This is a genomic window from Stenotrophomonas rhizophila, from assembly GCF_003751305.1.
GTDB classification, from domain to species: domain Bacteria; phylum Pseudomonadota; class Gammaproteobacteria; order Xanthomonadales; family Xanthomonadaceae; genus Stenotrophomonas; species Stenotrophomonas rhizophila_B.
On the sequence record NZ_RJKV01000002.1, the window covers coordinates 1,338,320 to 1,356,432 of the forward strand.

Consider the following 18,113-nt stretch of genomic DNA (forward strand, 5'->3'; position numbering starts at 1 on the left):
ATGAACCTGCACGTCTGCACCGATAAACAGCGGCTCGATGTCGCGCTGATTCACCAGTATCTGTCGACCCAGGCGTCTTGGAGCGAAGGGATTCCACGGGAAACGGTGCAGCGGGCGATCGACGGCTCCTTGTGCGTCGGCGGCTATCTGGACGATGGCAGCCAAGTGGCCTTTGCCCGGGTGATCACCGACGGTGCGACCTTCGGCTACCTGGCCGATGTGTTCGTGTTGGCCGACCACCGCGGGCGCGGCTACAGCACGGCGTTGATCGAGGCGTTGCTGGCGGAGCCGGCGCTGCAGGGTCTGCGCCGTTTCATGCTCGCCACCCGCGACGCGCATGGCCTGTACGCGCGTTTCGGGTTCGCTGCTCCGGCGCGCCCGGAGCTGCTCATGGAAATAGCACGACCCACGATCTACCAGGATGCGGCCGCTGCCGCAGTGAAGGACTGACCCGCATGCTCGAAAACACCCTTACCCATCTGCAGGCCCTGGTTTCGTTCGACACGCGCAATCCGCCGCGTGCGATCACCACCGGCGGCATCTTCGATTACCTGCGTGCGAACCTGCCCGGGTTCAACGTGGAGGTGATCGACCATGGCGACGGTGCAGTCAGCCTGTATGCGGTGCGTGGCACCCCGAAGTACCTGTTCAACGTGCACCTGGATACCGTGCCGGATTCGCCGCATTGGACGGCCGACCCGCATGTGATGCGGCGCGCCGAGGACCGCGTGATCGGCCTGGGCGTGTGTGACATCAAGGGCGCCGCGGCTGCGTTGGTGGCGGCTGCGAACGCCAGCGATGGCGACGCCGCGTTTCTGTTCTCCAGCGACGAGGAGGCCAACGACCCGCGCTGCATCGCCGCCTTCCTCGCCCGTGGCATTGCGTATGAAGCGGTGCTGGTGGCCGAGCCGACGATGAGCGAAGCGGTACTCGCGCACCGTGGCATCAGCTCGGTGCTGATGCAGTTCACGGGTCGCGCCGGGCATGCCTCGGGCAAGCAGGATGCGGCCGCCAGCGCACTGCACCAGGCGATGCGCTGGGGCAACCGCGCGCTGGACCATGTGGAGTCGCTGTCGCATGCACGCTTTGGCGGGCTGACCGGCCTGCGCTTCAACATCGGGCGCGTGGAAGGCGGCATCAAGGCCAACATGATCGCGCCCGCGGCCGAGGTGCGGTTCGGCTTCCGCCCGCTGCCCTCGATGGACATCGATGCGCTGCTGGCCACCTTCGCCGGGTTCGCCGAGCCGGCCGCCGCGGTGTTCACCGAGACCTTCCGCGGCCCGAGTTTCCCGGCCGGCGACATTGCCGAAGCAGAAAACCGCCGCCTGGCCGCGCGCGACGTGGCCGATGCGCTGGATATCCCGATCGGCAATGCGGTGGATTTCTGGACCGAGGCTTCGCTGTTCTCGGCCGGGGGTTACACCACGCTGGTATACGGCCCGGGCGACATCGCCCAGGCCCATACCGCCGATGAGTTCGTGACGCTGGAGCAGCTGCAGCGTTACGCCGAGTCCGTGCACCGCATCATTGCGCACGGCGCCTGATCGAATGACGCCGTCGTGGTCCCCCACTGACGGAACTCCCATCGCGGCCCCGGCCGCCTGCGACGATATCGAAATGCCTTCTTCCCAGCCCCACCGCCAGACCCGTCAGACCATCGTGCGCCTGCTCTCGAGCATGGCCAGCGCGAAGGAGATCAGCCAGTACCTCAAGCGTTTCTCGCAGCTGGACGCCAAGCGCTTCGCCGTGGTCAAAGTCGGCGGCGCGGTGCTGCGCGATGACCTGGAGGCGCTGACCTCCTCGCTGTCGTTCCTGCAGGAAGTCGGCCTGACCCCGATCGTGCTGCATGGCGCCGGCCCGCAGCTGGACGCCGAACTGTCGGCGGCCGGCATCGAGAAGCAGACCGTGAACGGCCTGCGCGTGACCTCGGCCGAAGGCCTGGCGATCGTGCGCCGGGTGTTCCAGGCCTCCAATCTGCAACTGGTCGAAGCGCTGCAGCAGAACGGTGCGCGCGCGACCTCGATTACCGGCGGCGTGTTCGAAGCCGAGTATCTGGATCAGGCCACCTACGGCCTGGTCGGTGAAGTCAAGAAGGTCAACCTGGCCCCGATCGAAGCCAGTCTGCGCGCCGGCTCGATCCCGGTGATCACCAGCCTGGGCGAAACCCGCTGCGGGCAGATCCTCAACGTCAACGCCGATTTCGCCGCCAACGAGCTGGTGCAGGAACTGCAGCCGTACAAGATCATCTTCCTGACCGGTACCGGTGGTCTGCTCGATGAAGAGGGCAAGGTGATCGACTCGATCAACCTCTCCACCGAGTACGACCAGCTGATGCAGCAGCCGTGGATCCATGGCGGCATGCGGGTCAAGATCGAACAGATCAAGGACCTGCTGGATCGGCTGCCACTGGAGTCCTCGGTGTCGATCACGCGGCCGGCGGACCTGGCCAAGGAACTGTTCACCCACAAGGGCTCCGGCACGCTGGTGCGCAAGGGTGAGAAAGTGCTGCGCGCTACCGCATGGGATGCGCTCGATCTGCCGCGCCTGAAGCAGCTGATCGAATCCAGCTTCGGCCGTACCCTGGTGCCGGATTATTTCCAGAAGACCAAGCTGCTGCGCGCCTACGTGAGCGAGAACTATCGCACCGCAGTGATCCTCACCGACGAGCCCGAAGGCGTCTACCTGGACAAGTTCGCGGTGCTCGACGACGCGCAGGGCGAAGGCCTGGGCCGCGCGGTCTGGAATGTCATGCTGGACGAAACCCCGCAGCTGTTCTGGCGCTCGCGCAACGGCAACCCGATCAACCACTTCTACTACGCGCAATCCGACGGGTGCTACAAGCAGGGCACCTGGAAGGTGTTCTGGTTCGGCGCCGATGGCTTCGACCGCATCAAAGCGTACGTCGAGCATTGCGCCGCTCGCACCCCCAGCCTGGAGGGCTGAACCTCATGAATCTCGCCGATTGGACCAAGGTCCCCACACTGGCCGGCACACACGCCCGGCTGGAGCCGCTGCAGATGGCGCACATCGATGGCCTGCGCGGTGCACTGGGGGATGGCACCTTGTCCAGGCTCTGGTACACCCAGGTGCCCAGTGCGAAGACCATGACGGCCTATGTCCAGGCCGCGCTGCAGGCGCAGGCCGAGGGCAAGGTGTTGCCGTTCGTGGTCCTCAACGAGGCCGATGAAGTGGTCGGCACCACCCGCTACTACGATCTGGACGCCGAGGTGCCGCGCCTGAGCATCGGCTACACCTGGTATGGCGAGGCCGCCCAACGCACCGGCATCAACACCGAAACCAAGCTGATGCTGCTCACCCACGCCTTCGAGCGGCTGGAGTGCCTGAGCGTGGTGTTCGAGACCAGCTGGTTCAACCTCACCTCGCGCACCGCGATCGCGCGGTTGGGGGCCAAGCAGGACGGCGTGCTGCGCAACCACAAGCGCCACCCGGATGGCACCCCGCGCGACACCGTCATCTTCTCCATCATCGATGCGGAATGGCAGGGGGTGAAACGCCACCTGCAGCACCGCCTGGACGCACACGCATGAGTATCAAGACCTTCACCGTCGGCATCGTCGGCGCCCGCGGCCACACCGGCGCCGAGCTGATCAAGCTGATCGCCGCCCACCCGCACCTGCAGCTGGGCTTCGTGTCCTCGCGCGAGCTGGCCGGCCAGCGCGTGAGCGATCACCACAGCGACTGGCACGGTGAACTGCAGTTCGAAAACCTGGATGCGGACGCGGTTGCCGCCAAGGGCATGGATGCCGTGATCCTGGCGTTGCCCAATGGGCTGTCCGCGCCGTTCGTGGCCGCGCTGGATGCGGCCAGGCCGGAGACGGTGATCGTGGATCTGTCGGCTGATCAGCGCTTTGAGCCGAGCTGGTACTACGGCCTGCCGGAGCTGACCCGGGGCGATTACCTGGGCCAGAAGCGCATCAGCAACCCGGGCTGCTACGCCACCGCGATGCAGCTGGCGATCAGCCCGCTGCTGCAGCAGTTGGCCGGCCCGCCGCAGTGCTTTGGTGTCTCCGGTTACTCCGGCGCGGGCACCACGCCCTCGGACAAGAACAATCCCGAACTGCTGCGCGACAACCTGATGCCGTACGCGCTGACCAACCATGTGCACGAGCGCGAAGTCACCGCGCACCTGCGCGTGCCGGTCGAGTTCATGCCGCATGTGGCGCCGCACTTCCGCGGCATCACCATGACGGTGAACCTGTGGCTCAACACGGTGGTCACGCGCGAGGACGTGATCGCGCTCTACCAGAAGTACTACGCCAACGAGGCGCTGATCGAAGTACTGGACGAAGCACCGTGGGTCAGCCGCATTGCCGGCCGGCACGGTGTGCAGATCGGCGGCTTCGACGTGGCCCCGGGCGGCAAGCGCGTGGTGGTGGTGGCGACTCTGGACAACCTGCTCAAGGGCGCGGCCACCCAGGCGATGCAGAACCTCAACCTGGCGCTGGGCCTGGACGAACTGGCGTCCATCCCGCACTGAATTCCCACGGCGCAGCGCGGCCCCCTGCGCGCGCCCTGACAACCCGGCGGAGCGAATCCGCCTACGGAGCAAGACATGGCAGACCTTCTGTGGCAGAAGCCCGGCGTGGCGGTAGACGCCAAGATCCAGACCTTCCTGGCCGGCGATGATGTGATCCTGGACCGCGAGTTCTTCCTGTACGACGTGGCGGCCAGCAAGGCGCATGCGCAGGGCCTGGAGAACATCGGCATCCTTGGCGACGACGAGCGCATCGGCCTGCAGCGCGAGCTGGATGTGTTGGCCGAGGATTTCCGCAGTGGTGCGTTCGTGCTGGATGAGCGCTTCGAGGATTGCCACTCGGCGATCGAAGCGCGCCTGACCGAGCGCCTCGGCGATGCCGGCCGCAAGATCCACACCGGCCGCAGCCGCAACGACCAGATCCTGGTGGCGACCCGGCTGTGGCTGAAGGACAAGCTGCTGCGCGTGGCCGAGCTGAGCCGCGAAATCGCCAAGGTCGCGCTGGATCGCGCCGAGGCCGAAAAAGACCTGCCGGTGCCGGGCTACACCCACATCCAGCGCGCCGTGGTGTCCTCGGCGGGCATGTGGTGGGCCGGCTGGGCCGAGGCCTTCATCGACAACGCGATCCGCGCGCACGACACCTTCAACCTGGTCGATGCCAATCCGCTCGGCACGGCCGCCGGTTATGGCGTGAACCTGCCGCTGGACCGCGCGCACACCACCGAGGCACTCGGTTTCGCACGGATGCAGATCTCGCCGATCTACGCGCAGCTCTCGCGCGGCAAGTTCGAGCTGGCCGCCCTGGAAGCGCTTGGCGGCGCTACGCTGGATCTGCGTCGCATCGCGTGGGACCTGTCGTTGTTCACCAGCGGCGAGTTCGGCTTTGTCGCGCTGCCGGCGCAATACACCACCGGCAGTTCGATCATGCCGAACAAGCGCAACCCGGACGTGATCGAACTGATGCGCGCGACCCACGCCAGCGTGGCCGCGGCCCGCACCGAGATCGAGCAGCTGCTGTCGCTGCCGTCGGGCTATCACCGCGATCTGCAGAGCAGCAAGGGCGCGATCTTCCATGGCTTCGGCCGCGGCCTGGCCGCGCTGGAACTGCTGCCGGCGCTGCTGGCCAATCTGGAATGGCGCGACGACAAGCTGCGTGCGGCGATCGATTCGGGCATGTACGCCACCGATGTCGCCGTGGAAGCGGCGGTGGCCGGTGTACCGTTCCGCGAGGCCTACAAGGCCGCCGCGGCGGCGGCGGATACGGCCGGGCAGGGGCGTACCCCCGAAGGCAGCCTGGCCGCGCGCGTGTCGCCCGGCGCGGCGGCCGACCTGCGGCTGGATGAACTGCGCGCCCGCTGGGCCGCACTGGTGTAATCACGACGGCGGCCGCAAGGTCGCCGTTTTTGTAACGTCTTGCCGGGTGCGCCCGGGAAAAGGACTCACATGAAAACCTGTTATCTGGTGATGGTCACCCGCACGCCGGACTTCCGCGATGAGGTCGGTGCCGAGCACGTGCGCTTTCTCGATGAGGTGCGGGCCCGCGGGCAGCTGCTGCTGACCGGTGGCTTCACCGACAAGAGCGGTGGAGCCTACGTGCTGCAGGATATTGCCGATCTGGACGCCGCGCAGGCGCTGGTCGACACTGATCCGCTGCTGGTGCACGGCAGTGCCACCGCCCGTATCCACGAATGGAGCACGCGCTGAGCGCGCCGATCACATGAACCACTCCGTGCCTTCGCCGTTCACCGAACAAGCCGTTCCGCAGTGGAAACGTGCCGTCCTCAAAGTAGGCAGCAGCCTGCTGGCGGCTGACGGCGGCGGTCTCTCGCCACGCCACGCACTGGGTCTGGCCCAGTTCGTCTCGGCCAATGTCCTGGCGGGGCGTGAAGTAGTGATCGTGTCTTCCGGAGCGGTGGCGGCGGGCCGGGCGATCGTGCCGCGCGCGCTGGAAGCCGGGGCAGCGATGGCCGCGCGGCAGGCACTGGCCGCTCTCGGCCAGGCGCAGCTGATCGGGTTGTGGCAGCGCTTCTTCGAGCGCCCGGTGGCGCAGGTGCTGCTGACCCATGACGACCTGCGTAACCGCCGCCGCTATCTCAACGCACGCGCCACGCTCAACGAGCTGCTGCGGCTCGGTGCGCTGCCGGTGGTGAACGAGAACGACACGGTCTCGGTGGATGAGCTCAAGCTCGGCGACAACGACAATCTGGCCGCGACTGTGGCCGCGTTGATCGACGCCGATGTACTGTTCATCGCGACCGATATCGACGGCCTGTACAGCGCCGATCCGCGGCGTGATCCGCAGGCACGGCCGATCCACGATGTGCCCGAGTTGACCGTCGAGGTGCTGGCGATGGCTGGGGGGGCCGGCAGCGGCGCGGGCACCGGCGGCATGCATACCAAGCTGGAGGCCGCGGCCAAGGCCGGGCGTGTGGGCATCGAGACCTGCCTGTTCAACGGGCGCAGCGCCGAGGTGGTGCGCGCGCTCAGCCAGGGCCGCCTCTTCGGCACCCGCATCCACGCCGCGCAGACCCGAGTGGCCGCGCGCAAGTACTGGCTGCGGCACGCACCGCTGGAACCGGGCGCGATCCTGGTCGATAGCGGCGCGGCCGATGCGCTGCGTGGCAAGGGCGCCTCGCTGCTGCCCGGCGGCGTGGTCGGCGCGCAGGGGGACTTCCGCCGCGGCGACATGATCGAGATCCGGCAACGCACCGAGGCCGGCGAGGTCTGCCTGGCCCGTGGCGTCAGCCAGTACTCGGCCAGCGACATCCGCCGCGTCGCCGGGCGCCACTCGCGCGACATCGAAAGCGTGCTCGGCTACAACTACGGTGGCAACGTCATCCACCGTGACGATCTGGTGCTGTTGTGATCGCGTCCCCACCGTGTTTTTCCAAGGATATTGAGATGGTCGCCAGCTCCACTACCGACGTCCGCACCCAGGCGCTGGCCTGCCGTGAGGCTGCCCAGCAACTCGCGCAGCTGTCCTCCGCCGCGAAGGCCGGACTGCTGGAGGCCATGGCCACCGCGCTGGACGCCGATACCGAGGCGATTCTCGCCGCCAACGCCCGCGATCTTGCGGCGGCCACGGAGAAGGGCGTCGGCACGGCGATGCTGGATCGCCTGGCCTTGAACCCGCAGCGTCTGGCCGGTATCGCCGCCGCCTTGCGCGAGGTCGCCGCATTGCCCGATCCGGTCGGCCAGGTGACCCGTGATGACGTGCGTCCCAATGGCATCCGCGTGCAGAAGGTGCGCGTGCCGCTGGGCGTCATCGCGATGATCTACGAGGCGCGCCCGAACGTCACCGCCGATGCCGCCGCGCTGTGCATCAAGGCCGGCAACGGCGTCATCCTGCGCGGAGGCTCGGAGGCGATCCATTCCAATACCGCGATTGCCGCGTCGCTCAAGCGTGCCCTGCGCGAGGCCGGCATTGCCGATGCGGCGTTGACGCTGGTCGAGGATCTGCGCCGCGAGACCATGCTGGCGCTGCTGCAGCTCAACGACCTGATCGATCTGGCGATTCCGCGCGGCGGGGAAGGGCTGATCCGCTTCGTGGCCGAGCATGCCCGCGTACCGGTGATCAAGCATTACAAGGGCGTCTGCCATCTGTACGTAGACCGTGCCGCCGATCCAGCACTGGCGCTGCGCCTGCTGATAGACGGCAAGTGCAGCCGGCCGTCGGCCTGCAACTCGCTGGAGACGCTGCTGGTCCATGCCGACCTCGCACCGACCTTCCTGCCCCTGGCAGCGAAAGCACTGGCCGAGCGTGGCGTGCAGCTACGCGCCGATGCGGTGGCACGCCAGTGGTTGCCCGACGCCGAGGCGGCCAGCGACGATGATTACGCCGCCGAGTATCTGGATCTGATCATCGCCGTGCGCGTGGTGGCTGACCTGGAGGACGCCCTCGCGCATATCCAGCAGTACAGTTCGGACCACACCGAAGTGATCGCGACCGAGGATGCCGCGGCGGCGGAGCGCTTCGTGCACGCGTTGCGTTCGGCGGTGGTGATGGTGAACGCCTCCTCGCGTTTCTCCGATGGTGGCGAGCTCGGCCTGGGTGCGGAGATCGGCATCTCCACCACCCGTCTGCATGCCTACGGCCCGATGGGACTGGAAGCGCTCACCGTAGAGCGCTTCGTCGTCCGCGGCGAAGGCCAGACGCGCACGTAGTCGGTGATGCCGGCCAGCGGCCGGCACCACCCTCAACCGGCCAGCGCCTGCGCGGTCACCCGCACCGGCCGCGCGTGGTCATCCATGTGCAGGGTCACGGCCTTGCCGTCAGCCAGCGAGGCCGCCACGCCGGCACTCGCGCCAAGGTCATGCGCCATTTCTTCGCGGGTCACATCGTCATGTGGCAGCCGACGTTCCTTGCCCGAAAACCGCATGCGGTTGTACTCGGCCCAGGCGATCAGCAGCGCCGCGCAGCAGACCAGCATCACCGGCAGTGCGATCACCACGAACGGATCGACCGTCTGCTTCTGCTCATACAGCTGGGTCCAGGCCATCTGCCCGCCCAGCAGCCAGGAGACCAGCGTCACCAGCGGCGCCCACAGGTAGAAGTAGAACGCCCAGAAGGCGATGGTCACAAAGCCCCAGGCGGTACGCTGCAGCCGCGGCTGCTTGCGCGGTTTCTGGATCAGCCGCGAGTCGAAGCGGCGGGTGGATTTGACAGTGTTCATCGGATACCCCGGTCAGGACTGACCCAGACCGCGCGCTTGCCACGACGTTTGAAGATCGTCTTGGGGAACGCCACCAGGGTCGTGAACAGACTGATGAGCCAGTACGCCATCGGGTACCAGATCACCCAGAAGTAATTACGTCCAATATGCGTCTCGTAACGGCGGTCGATGATCAGGCTGCTGGCGAACTGCAGCAGACAGACCAGGGCCAGGATCACGCCATGCCACTGCGGCAGCAGCGTGGCGATGTACAACTCCGGTGGCAGCACCATGAACTTGCCCAGCGCCCAGAGCACGATGATGGCCAGCATCGTGTACGCCCAGAGCACGCTGAGGATGTACTCCAGCAGCACGCCCCACATCCGCCGCTTGCGCCAGTGGAACAGCGAGCCGCCATGCCGCAGCAGCACTTCCACGCCGCCTTGCGCCCAGCGCAGCCGCTGCCGCCACAGCCCCTTCAGCGTTTCCGGCATCAGGATGAAACACAGCGCGTTGGGCTCGTAGCGGATGTCCCAATGATCCAGCTGCAGGCGCCAGCTGATGTCGATGTCTTCGGTCACCATGTCATCGGCCCAGTAGCCGATCCGGTGCAGCGCGGTGCGACGGAACGCGGCGATCACGCCGGAGATGGTGAAGATGCGCCCGTATACCCGCTGCGCACGTTTGATCATGCCGATGATCGAGGAGAACTCGGCCACCTGCAGCCGGCCCAGCAGGGTGGAGCGGTTGCGGATGCGCGGGTTGCCGGTCACCGCACCCACGCGCGGGCCGGAGGTCAGGTGCCAGACCATCCAGTGCGTGGCGTATTCCTCCAGCATCGCATCGCCATCGATGCACACCAGGAACTCCGAGCGAGCGGCGAGCGCGCCCATGCGCAGCGCATTGGCCTTGCCCAGGTTGCGGTCCAGATGCACCACGCGCAGGCGTGGGTGCAGGGCGGCCAGGGCATCCAGCCGTGCCCCGGTATCGTCGCTGCTGCCATCGTTGATGGCGATCACTTCGAAATCCGGGTAGTTCTGCTTGAGCGCCGAGCCGAGCGTGTCGTCCAGATTCTCCGCCTCGTTGTGGCAGGGAATCAGGATCGACGCGAACGGGTACTCGTCCATCGGCGGCGGATCATCGCGGTCGCGTGCCTTGCGTTCGCGCCGGAAGAAGTAATACAGGCCGCCGGACATCCAGAAGAAGGCCATCACCATCGGGTAGAAGAAGGCGAACTGGAACAGGGTATAGAGAAGAGGATGCATGGCGACCTCACTTTTCCTCGTACGGGAAGCTGCGGGCCGACATGGCCGCGCGGGCGTCATACGTGGAGGGACGTCCGGCGATGAAGTCATCCGGATACCAGGCGAAATGACGCACGCCCTGCGCCTGTAGACGACGGATCTGCGCGCGCAGGCGGTCGCCGGGGATCGGCTTGCCGGTGCGCCAGTCCAGCGTCTGCAGCTCGAACATCGTCTGCGACAACTGCGGATCGTGTTGCTTCACCGCCACCACCAGCCGGTCCAGCCAGCGTTCCGGGCTGCGGCTGCCTTCCATCCACGGCATCGCCATCAGGGCGGTGTGGTCGTAGGCCTTGTTGAACAGGTCCAGGCGCTGGGCGAACCAGCTCGCGCTCTGCGGTTCCAGCACGGGCTGGGCATACAGGTTGCGCACGGTGCCCAGCTTGGGCCGCCAGCGCTGCGCGGCGGTGCGCAGTTCCAGCGTGAAGTCGATCAGGGCCTGGGTACGTGCACCGTCATCGCCTTCCTGCGGCAACTGGGTCAGCTCGGTGTCGCGCAGGTAGGCATCATCGTGGAAGAGCAGGCCCTCGAAGTACGAGTTGATCGCCAGGTCTTCGTAGATGTCGTCGATGATCTTGCGGACCTCTGGCCGGGTGAAGTCCAACCGGAAGATGCCGTCGCTTTCCGGGCTCTCGATGGCCAGCGCCTTGCGGATGGCCGGGTCCTTGAGCTCGTACCCCAGCACCGGCAGCCACGCGAACACCTTCACCCCGGCACGCGTCTTGAGCTGCCACGCCACGCGGTTGAACAGGTCCGCACGCATCGGCAGATGGCGGTTGGGGAAGTACAGCGCATCGGCCGAGCCGTTGCCGTCCGGATCGGCGAAGGCCTGCAGGAACACGTGGGTCGGGCCGATCTTCTTGACCCGGTCGATCAGCGCATCCAGGTTCTTGCCCTGTTGCACCGGGTCGGCATCGTAGACCGCATCCAGGTCGATCTGCAGGGCCCGCATGCCATCGCGTTCAACATCGCGGCGCAGTTCATAGGCCAGCTGCACCACGGTGGGGTTGTTGGTCACCAGCAACCGGGCCAGACCGTGCAGATCACGCTTGACCGGCGTGCTGCGCCCTTCCAGATCGAACGAGACCGGCATGCCCAGCTGCTCGGCGATAGTGTTGCTCAGCGCGTTGTAGGCCGCGTAGGGCCACACGATCGCCTTGGGGCTGACGCCGACATTGCGCTGGATGCGCTCCACGCTGCGGCCCAGGTCGGCGCGCAGGCGGGCCTCGTACTCGGCCGCGGTTTCGTAGGTCTTCCGGGCCGGATCGTAGGTCCGGGTGATCACCGCCGGGGTGGAGTTGCCCTGTGGGTTGGACTGCACGCCATGGTGCAGGTTGTCGGTGTGGCTGGCCAGTTCGATCAGCCCACTTTTCTGCATCTCGCGCAGCTGCGCCCAGGTCAGGAAATCATCGCGGGTGAAGGGGCGGTAGCCGTAGTCGATCTGGCGCCCGGCCGGCATGTCCACGTAGTCGGTGATCACCGCGACCAGCGCCGGATAGTTGTAGGCGCGCAGCAGCGGGAAGACCTTGCTGTACACGCTGCGCAGGCCGTCATCGAAGGTCAGCAGTACCGGCTTGGGGGGCAGCGGCGTGCCGCCCTTCGAGGCGGTGATCAGCTGCGACAGCGACACCGGGTGATACCCATGTGCGGACAGCCAGTCCAGGTGTGCGGCGAAGTTCTGCGTGCTCACGGCATACGCGTCCGGGTCGCCGCGGGCGGCAACCTCGTCGCGGATGTCGTGGTAGCTGAGCACCAGCAGTCCGTTGTCGGCGGCATCAAGTACGGCCGGTGGTTGCTGTGCCTGTGCCGGCAGCACCGCAGTTAGCAGGGCCAGCAACAGCCAGCGGGTCCAGCGCTTCAAGTCCATGTGCCGCATGTCATTCTCCCCACCGCAGGCCGGCATCCAAGCCGATGTGTCGTTCACGCTGTCCGTCATAGACCGGTCGCGACCAGCGGATGCCGTACTCGAAAATGCGGCCTTCGCCGAGCTGCCACTCATGGCGGTACTCGGCCGAGGGCACGATCGCGCTGCCATAGCCCTGCTGCCAGTACTGCCCCACGGAGACGGTCAGGCGGTGCCGGAAGTGGCGTTCGTAGTGGCGCCACAGCTGCTGGTCCACGCGCAGGCCGATCTCCACCGAGTGATCCTCGGAGGGGTTGAAGTAGGGCACGTCATCGCGGCTGCCGCGGCTGGCATACACGCTGCCCAGACCGTCCAGGAACACCGTCGGCCGGGTCATCAGGCGCTGCTCGATGGCGGTGCTGACGGTATCGCGACGGTTGCCGTCGTCGTAGCGGAACTGGCTGGCCCCCACGCTCCAGTGGGTGCGCTCGTCGCGCCGATAGTCGGCCGCCAGTGCGATGCTGTCGGCGGTGATGCCCGACACCCGCGCCTGCATCGAGGCATCCGGGTCGTTGCGTGCGGCGGTGATGCCGGCATGCCATTGATCACTGAACTGCCAGCCGAACCCGGCGCTGAGGCCGGTATCGCCGATGTGGTCGTTGGCGCGGTTGACGAAGGCTTCGGCATCGGCGCGGCCGTAGCGGTAGCGCGTACCCGCACCGATCCGCAACGGGTCGATGGTCTGGTCCTGGAAATCCACGCTGCGCCGATCGGCGAACGCGACCAGGCGCCAGCGGTCGTCCAGCACCGGTGACTGCACTTCCACGCCGTAGCGGCCGTCATCGTTGCCCAGCGGTGAGGTGCCGCCACCGCCCGAGCTGCGCCCACCTTCGGCGTAGGCATGCCACTGCCAGCCACGGTGCGCCCGCCAACTGCGGTCCATGCGCTGCACGGAGGGCTGGTTCGGATAGGCGGCGAGCAGGGTGTCACGAACCGGCCGAGCCAGGTCATCGCGTTGCAGCTGCACGTAGGCATCGTACTGACCGAGACGCGCCGGTACGTCGCGCGGGTCCAGCGTGTTGGCCATGCTGTAGCGCTCCAGCGCTCGTCGCGGCCAGCCACGCATGAGATAGATGTTGCCCAGCGAGGATTGCGTGCCGGTGTTGCCCGGGCCGATGTCGACCATCTTCTCCAGATCGCGCTGGGCGGTGGGCAGGTCGCCACTGTAGGCACGCACCATGGCCAGGTTGAGGTCGGCTTCGTAGCGCGGCCAGTTCGGATACGGCGCCTTGGCACCATTGGCCCAGCGCCACGCGGGCTCATCGGTCTGCCACTTCTTCAGCAGGGCGATCGCGGTGTCGGCCTGCTCGTCCTCCAGATACGCATAAGCCAGTTCCGAGCGCGCCTGCGGCAGCGACGGATCGGCGTTGAGTGCGGCTTCCAGCACCGGGATCGCCTCGGCCGGATGCTGTGTGGCCATCAGCGAATCGCCGACGGCGGCCAGCAGATAGTTCGGTACCGGGTGGCCCTCGGCGAGCAGCGTGCGGTACTCCTCGCGCACCTGTGCATGGCGGCCCAGTCGATTGAGCAGGATCAGGCGGTCATAGCGGATCCGCAGTGGCGCCTGATGCACCGTGGTGCCATCGCGCTCGAGGTACTGCTGCATCTGCACCAGCGCGGCATCGGCTTCATCCAGGCGGGTGTCCTCGCTGGGGCCATAGGCCAGGCTCCAGCCCACCAGCTTGGCCAGGTAATTGCCTTCCAGCCGTTCTTTCTGTGCCGCATCGAACAGGGTGGGGCGCGCCAGGTACAGCTGCCAGGCGCGGTGCGCGTTGCCGATGTCCGCCAGGGTCAGCACCTGCAGGCGATACAGCAGTTCGTCGTCGGGCGACCGGACCCGTGCACGCTCGATCGCCGCCAGTGCATCCAGCCATTGGGCGTGGTCCCGGAACTGGCCGATCTCGGCCAATGCGTTGTCCCGCGCAGTGGCTGCAGCGGCCGCCGGAGCGGAAAAAGCGAGTGTGGCGCATGCCAGGCCGACGCAGAGCGCCAGCGGCCGATGGTCGTACATGGAACCCCCCTTGGAGCATCCTTTCAAAGGTGTGTTGCGTCAAAAGTGTGACGCACATCACATGCCAACCGTGCCTGACTGCGCAGTTGTTGCCAAATCGTTATGGGCCGGGTACGGCCGATCAGCCCCCGGGCGGAACCCGGAGGAGAGGGGCAAGTCATTGAATTGCTACAGATTCAGACCATGTCGCCAACATGGGAAAGCGCACTCCGTCGCCATGAAGCTGTTCAGCCACCTGGCGGTGCCAGGGGCTCCGAACACCGCCCGATGTCTGGCATCGGGTCAGTTAGCGACACGCTACGTCAGCAGTTGCGCACAGCGCGTGTAGATGGACGCGCCGGGGCGATCACCACTGGTCTTCGAGCTTCTGCGGTTTGCAGGCGACCCAGGAGGCGCTGAGCAGCACTACCGCGCACAGCACCAGGAAGGCGAACGGCAGGTGCCAGCCACCGCTGACCGCGTGCAGCCAGCCGAACAGGAACGGCCCCAGGCAGCTGAAGGCATAGCCCACGCCCTGCATGAAGCCGGACAATGCCGCCGAGCCGGCCGGCGTACGCGTGCGCAGGTTGATCAGGGTCAACGCCAACGGGAACGTGGACGGGCCGATGCCAAGCAGCACCGCCCACAGCCAGGGAGCCTTCATCGGTGCGTACAGCAGGCCGGCGAAAGCGATCAGGAAGGCACTGAAACCGATCAGCACCAGCGGGAAGGGATTGCGCAGACGCACGGCCAGGGCCGGCATGGTCAGCGACGGCAGCAGGCCGCAGGCGGCGAAGATGGCGACCATGATGCCGCCGAAGGCCGGCGTGGCACCGGCTTCGACCACGATGCGCGGCAACCAGGTGAACATCGAATAGGTCATCAACGAGGTCATGCCGAACATCAGGGTCATGCCCCAGGCCAGCGGCGTCTTCCAGACCTTGCCGTGCGGCGCGCTGGCAGGATCGTTTGCGGCGCTGATCGTGTCCGGGTGCGGGCGGGCACGGGAGAGCATGAGCCACGGCAGCGCCGCCGCCAGCGACATCAGTGCCCAGATGCCCAGCGATACGCGCCAGCCCGCCTGCTGCGCGACGGGTACCGCCAGCAGGGCCGGCATCATCGTGCCGATCTGCAGCACGGTGATGTAGAGCGTGCTCATGGTGCCCACGCGGTTGGCGAAGTAACGCTTCACCAGCGGCGGTACCACCACGTTGCCGATGCCCATGCCGGCCAGCGCCACCACCGAGCCGAACAGCAGGCTGCCCACGCCGCCTGCCATCGAGCGCAGCAGCAGGCCTACGGTGGCCAGGCTCATCGCCAGCAAGGCGGTGCGCTCCAGGCCCAGCCGGCGCGCCACTGCCGGGGTGGTCACGCCGAACAGCGCGAAGGCGGCCGTCGGCAGCATGCCGAGCACGCCGGTCATGGTGGTGCCGAAGCCGAAGGTCTGGCCGAGCACATCCAACAGCGGGGTCAGCGAGGTGACCGCGGTGCGCAGGTTCAAGGCGGCCAGCAGGATCGCGGCAAAGGCCAGCAGGCGCCCGTGAAGCAGGGACTGGGACGGTGAGGTGGGGTGAGTCATCAGCATGTTTCCTGACAGGTGGCGCACCGCGGCCTCAGGCACGCGGGTGCAACGGCAGAGACCGGCCAGCGGCCGGCATCTGCGGGGTAGGGGACTGGGCCGTCGCCGGAGGCGGGGCCAGGACCGGCCATTGTACGGGTTCGATCCCGGCAGGTCCCTCATCGAGCCCTTCGGCAGGCGCTACGTGTGAAAACGTGTTCACAACAAGGGTCGCGCGGTCCCCTCCCATGTGAGCTGCGTCAAAAAAATGACTATTTAGGAAAATACCTACATGCAGGTGGGTGGTTGTCCTACCCGACGAGTGGGGTTTTTGACGGTTTTCATGTCGCGAATAGCTCTTAAATTGGCGGGCCTCCATAGGGGCGGTCTATAGCGAACGATGGTTCGTGCCAGCCCACGTTCGAGATCCTGCATGCCAAACCACGTACTACCCACCCCGGCTCGCGCCGGTTCTCATGGCGCTTCCCGGCGCACCCTCCTTCTGGCCCCGCTGGCGGCCGCGCTGGCCCTGATCTGTCTGCCGGCCAGTGCCCAGCAGCTGCCGGCCCCTGATCAGGAACTGCTCCGCCAGCAGGAGCGCGAACGCGCGCTGCGCGAGCAGCTTGAAACACGGCCCGATGCGCGCCTGCAGGACGCCCCGGTGGCGGCCCCGGAGCGGCTGCCCCAGGATGAGGCACCGTGTTTCGTGATCGAGCGCATCACCTTGGGCGGCGAGCAGGCCGAACGCTTCCAGTGGGCGTTGGCTGCGGCCAACGTCAACGGCGATCCGGCGCTTGGCCGTTGCCTGGGCACCACCGGGATCAACGTGGTGATGTCGCGCGTGCAGAACGCCATCGTGGAGCGCGGCTTCGTCACCACGCGCGTGCTGGCCCAGCCGCAGGACCTGACCACCGGCGCGCTGGAACTGACGCTGGTGCCCGGCACGCTGCGTCAGATCCGCTTCGCCGAAGGCACCCACCGCGATGCCACGATGTGGAACGCGATCCCGGCGCGCAGCGGCGACCTGCTCAACCTGCGTGACATCGAACAGGGGCTGGAGAACTTCAAGCGGGTGCCGACCGCCGAGGCCGACATCCAGATCAGCCCGGCCGAAGGCGCCGATGCCGCGCCCGGGCAGAGCGACCTGGTCGTGCAGTGGTCGCAGCAGCGGCTGGTGCGCTTCAACCTGAGCCTGGATGATTCCGGCAGCAAGGCCACCGGCAAGACCCAGGCCGGCGCGACGATGTCGCTGGACCACGCGCTGCGCCAGAACGACCTGTTCTACGTCAACCTCAACCACGACGTGTTCAGTGGCGGCAAGCGCGGCACCAAGGGCTTCACCTTCCACTACTCCGTGCCCGTCGGTTACTGGCTGTTCGGCGCCACCCGCAGCGGCTACGAGTACGAGCAGACCGTGGCCGGCAACCAGCAGTCGTATCTGTACAGCGGCGAGAGTTACAACGCCGAAGTACGGGCCACGCGCCTGCTGTTCCGCACTGCGAGCAGCAAGACCAGCATGTACCTGCGTGCATGGGAGCGCGACTCGCGCAACTTCATCGACGATACCGAAATCCTGGTGCAGCGCCGGCGCATGGGCGGCTGGGAACTCGGCCTGAACCACCGTCATTTCATTGGCCAGGCGACGCTGGATGGCACGTTCGGCTTCCGCCGCGGCACCGGGGCATTCGGCTCGATCGCAGCGCCCGAGGAGCTGTTCGGTGAAGCCACTTCGCACCCGAAGATCTACTTCGCCGATGCGCAGCTGAGCGTCCCGTTCCAGCTTGGCCAGCAGCGCCTGCGCTACACCGGCAGCTGGCGCGCGCAGTGGAACCGTGGAGGCCTGGTGCCGCAGGACCGCTTCGCGATCGGTGGCCGCTACACCGTGCGCGGCTTCGATGGCGAGATGTCGCTGATGGGCGAGCGCGGTTGGCTCATCCGCAACGACATCGGCCTGGCACTCGGCGGTGGCCAGGAGTTCTACGTCGGCGCCGATTACGGTCATGTCGGCGGCAGCGCCACGCAATGGCAGCTGGGCAAAGACCTGGCAGGCACCGTGATCGGCCTGCGCGGGTCCTATCGCGGCCTTTACTGGGACGGCTTCGTCGGCGCCCCGTTGAACAAGCCCTCTGGTTTCCAGAATGCGTACACCGTCACCGGATTCACCCTGAGCTGGTCGTTCTGATTCCAGCGCTGGCGCCTGCGCGCCGCGCCGAC

At 66.9% G+C, this 18,113-nt stretch carries 15 protein-coding genes; 10 read left to right on the forward strand and 5 right to left on the reverse strand.

All coding sequences use genetic code 11. The annotated features are described in order from the left end of the window. From EDF74_RS14470 to EDF74_RS14510, 9 genes are all read left to right on the forward strand, one after another. The gene (locus EDF74_RS14470; RefSeq protein ID WP_123730721.1) at positions 1 to 450 is read left to right on the forward strand and encodes a GNAT family N-acetyltransferase; all 450 of its coding nucleotides are present in this window, start codon (positions 1 to 3) and stop codon (positions 448 to 450) included. 5 nt (positions 451 to 455) lie between these two features. Continuing rightward, positions 456 to 1,544 (forward strand): acetylornithine deacetylase, encoded by a 1,089-nt coding sequence (locus tag EDF74_RS14475; RefSeq protein WP_428999168.1) that lies wholly within the window; start codon positions 456 to 458, stop codon positions 1,542 to 1,544. A gap of 73 nt (positions 1,545 to 1,617) precedes the next feature. Beyond that, positions 1,618 to 2,943, forward strand: a complete 1,326-nt coding sequence (locus tag EDF74_RS14480) for an acetylglutamate kinase (protein WP_184997252.1) — start codon at positions 1,618 to 1,620, stop codon at positions 2,941 to 2,943. 5 nt (positions 2,944 to 2,948) lie between these two features. Next, on the forward strand, positions 2,949 to 3,548 hold the full coding sequence (locus tag EDF74_RS14485) for a GNAT family N-acetyltransferase (protein ID WP_123730722.1): 600 nt from the start codon (positions 2,949 to 2,951) through the stop codon (positions 3,546 to 3,548). Further along, entirely contained in the window at positions 3,545 to 4,498 is a 954-nt protein-coding gene (gene argC, locus EDF74_RS14490) for an N-acetyl-gamma-glutamyl-phosphate reductase (protein WP_123730723.1), read from the forward strand. The genes EDF74_RS14485 and argC overlap by 4 nt, the downstream gene beginning before the upstream one ends. Positions 4,499 to 4,573: 75 nt before the next feature. Further along, positions 4,574 to 5,869, forward strand: a complete 1,296-nt coding sequence (argH, locus tag EDF74_RS14495; RefSeq protein ID WP_123730724.1) for an argininosuccinate lyase — start codon at positions 4,574 to 4,576, stop codon at positions 5,867 to 5,869. A gap of 69 nt (positions 5,870 to 5,938) precedes the next feature. After that, the gene (locus tag EDF74_RS14500) at positions 5,939 to 6,199 is read left to right on the forward strand and encodes a YciI family protein (protein WP_123730725.1); all 261 of its coding nucleotides are present in this window, start codon (positions 5,939 to 5,941) and stop codon (positions 6,197 to 6,199) included. A gap of 13 nt (positions 6,200 to 6,212) precedes the next feature. Then, entirely contained in the window at positions 6,213 to 7,361 is a 1,149-nt protein-coding gene (proB, locus tag EDF74_RS14505) for a glutamate 5-kinase (RefSeq protein WP_123730726.1), read from the forward strand. Positions 7,362 to 7,396: 35 nt separating this feature from the next. Next, complete coding sequence (locus tag EDF74_RS14510; RefSeq protein ID WP_123730727.1) at positions 7,397 to 8,659, forward strand: glutamate-5-semialdehyde dehydrogenase; 1,263 nt, start codon at positions 7,397 to 7,399, stop codon at positions 8,657 to 8,659. A gap of 32 nt (positions 8,660 to 8,691) precedes the next feature. Here the strand turns inward: EDF74_RS14510 and pgaD are convergent, their stop codons facing one another. From pgaD to EDF74_RS14535, 5 genes are all read right to left on the reverse strand, one after another. Further along, a complete protein-coding gene (gene pgaD, locus EDF74_RS14515) occupies positions 8,692 to 9,168 on the reverse strand; it encodes a poly-beta-1,6-N-acetyl-D-glucosamine biosynthesis protein PgaD (RefSeq protein ID WP_123730728.1) in 477 nt (158 codons plus the stop codon). Further along, positions 9,165 to 10,412, reverse strand: a complete 1,248-nt coding sequence (gene pgaC / locus EDF74_RS14520) for a poly-beta-1,6-N-acetyl-D-glucosamine synthase (RefSeq protein ID WP_123730729.1) — start codon at positions 10,410 to 10,412, stop codon at positions 9,165 to 9,167. The genes pgaD and pgaC overlap by 4 nt, the downstream gene beginning before the upstream one ends. A 7-nt stretch (positions 10,413 to 10,419) precedes the next feature. Further along, positions 10,420 to 12,315, reverse strand: a complete 1,896-nt coding sequence (pgaB, locus tag EDF74_RS14525) for a poly-beta-1,6-N-acetyl-D-glucosamine N-deacetylase PgaB (protein ID WP_184997254.1) — start codon at positions 12,313 to 12,315, stop codon at positions 10,420 to 10,422. 10 nt (positions 12,316 to 12,325) lie between these two features. Beyond that, positions 12,326 to 14,362: a poly-beta-1,6 N-acetyl-D-glucosamine export porin PgaA gene (gene pgaA / locus EDF74_RS14530; RefSeq protein WP_123730730.1), complete on the reverse strand. Its 2,037-nt coding sequence runs from the start codon at positions 14,360 to 14,362 to the stop codon at positions 12,326 to 12,328. Between the two features lie 346 nt (positions 14,363 to 14,708). Continuing rightward, a complete protein-coding gene (locus EDF74_RS14535; protein WP_123730899.1) occupies positions 14,709 to 15,920 on the reverse strand; it encodes a CynX/NimT family MFS transporter in 1,212 nt (403 codons plus the stop codon). 412 nt (positions 15,921 to 16,332) lie between these two features. Here EDF74_RS14535 and EDF74_RS14540 point away from each other — a divergent pair, with 412 nt between their 5' ends. After that, positions 16,333 to 18,081: a ShlB/FhaC/HecB family hemolysin secretion/activation protein gene (locus tag EDF74_RS14540; protein WP_260232266.1), complete on the forward strand. Its 1,749-nt coding sequence runs from the start codon at positions 16,333 to 16,335 to the stop codon at positions 18,079 to 18,081. Positions 18,082 to 18,113 lie beyond the last annotated feature (32 nt).

What these genes read in the sequence shown, in the direction of transcription:
- EDF74_RS14470 (WP_123730721.1), top strand. Translation starts at nt 1, where the DNA reads ATGAACCTGCACGTCTGCACCGATAAACAGCGGCTCGATGTCGCGCTG.
- EDF74_RS14475 (WP_428999168.1), top strand. Translation starts at nt 456, where the DNA reads ATGCTCGAAAACACCCTTACCCATCTGCAGGCCCTGGTTTCGTTCGAC.
- EDF74_RS14480 (WP_184997252.1), top strand. Translation starts at nt 1,618, where the DNA reads ATGCCTTCTTCCCAGCCCCACCGCCAGACCCGTCAGACCATCGTGCGC.
- EDF74_RS14485 (WP_123730722.1), top strand. Translation starts at nt 2,949, where the DNA reads ATGAATCTCGCCGATTGGACCAAGGTCCCCACACTGGCCGGCACACAC.
- argC (WP_123730723.1), top strand. Translation starts at nt 3,545, where the DNA reads ATGAGTATCAAGACCTTCACCGTCGGCATCGTCGGCGCCCGCGGCCAC.
- argH (WP_123730724.1), top strand. Translation starts at nt 4,574, where the DNA reads ATGGCAGACCTTCTGTGGCAGAAGCCCGGCGTGGCGGTAGACGCCAAG.
- EDF74_RS14500 (WP_123730725.1), top strand. Translation starts at nt 5,939, where the DNA reads ATGAAAACCTGTTATCTGGTGATGGTCACCCGCACGCCGGACTTCCGC.
- proB (WP_123730726.1), top strand. Translation starts at nt 6,213, where the DNA reads ATGAACCACTCCGTGCCTTCGCCGTTCACCGAACAAGCCGTTCCGCAG.
- EDF74_RS14510 (WP_123730727.1), top strand. Translation starts at nt 7,397, where the DNA reads ATGGTCGCCAGCTCCACTACCGACGTCCGCACCCAGGCGCTGGCCTGC.
- pgaD (WP_123730728.1), bottom strand. Translation starts at nt 9,168, where the DNA reads ATGAACACTGTCAAATCCACCCGCCGCTTCGACTCGCGGCTGATCCAG.
- pgaC (WP_123730729.1), bottom strand. Translation starts at nt 10,412, where the DNA reads ATGCATCCTCTTCTCTATACCCTGTTCCAGTTCGCCTTCTTCTACCCG.
- pgaB (WP_184997254.1), bottom strand. Translation starts at nt 12,315, where the DNA reads ATGGACTTGAAGCGCTGGACCCGCTGGCTGTTGCTGGCCCTGCTAACT.
- pgaA (WP_123730730.1), bottom strand. Translation starts at nt 14,362, where the DNA reads ATGTACGACCATCGGCCGCTGGCGCTCTGCGTCGGCCTGGCATGCGCC.
- EDF74_RS14535 (WP_123730899.1), bottom strand. Translation starts at nt 15,920, where the DNA reads ATGACTCACCCCACCTCACCGTCCCAGTCCCTGCTTCACGGGCGCCTG.
- EDF74_RS14540 (WP_260232266.1), top strand. Translation starts at nt 16,333, where the DNA reads ATGCCAAACCACGTACTACCCACCCCGGCTCGCGCCGGTTCTCATGGC.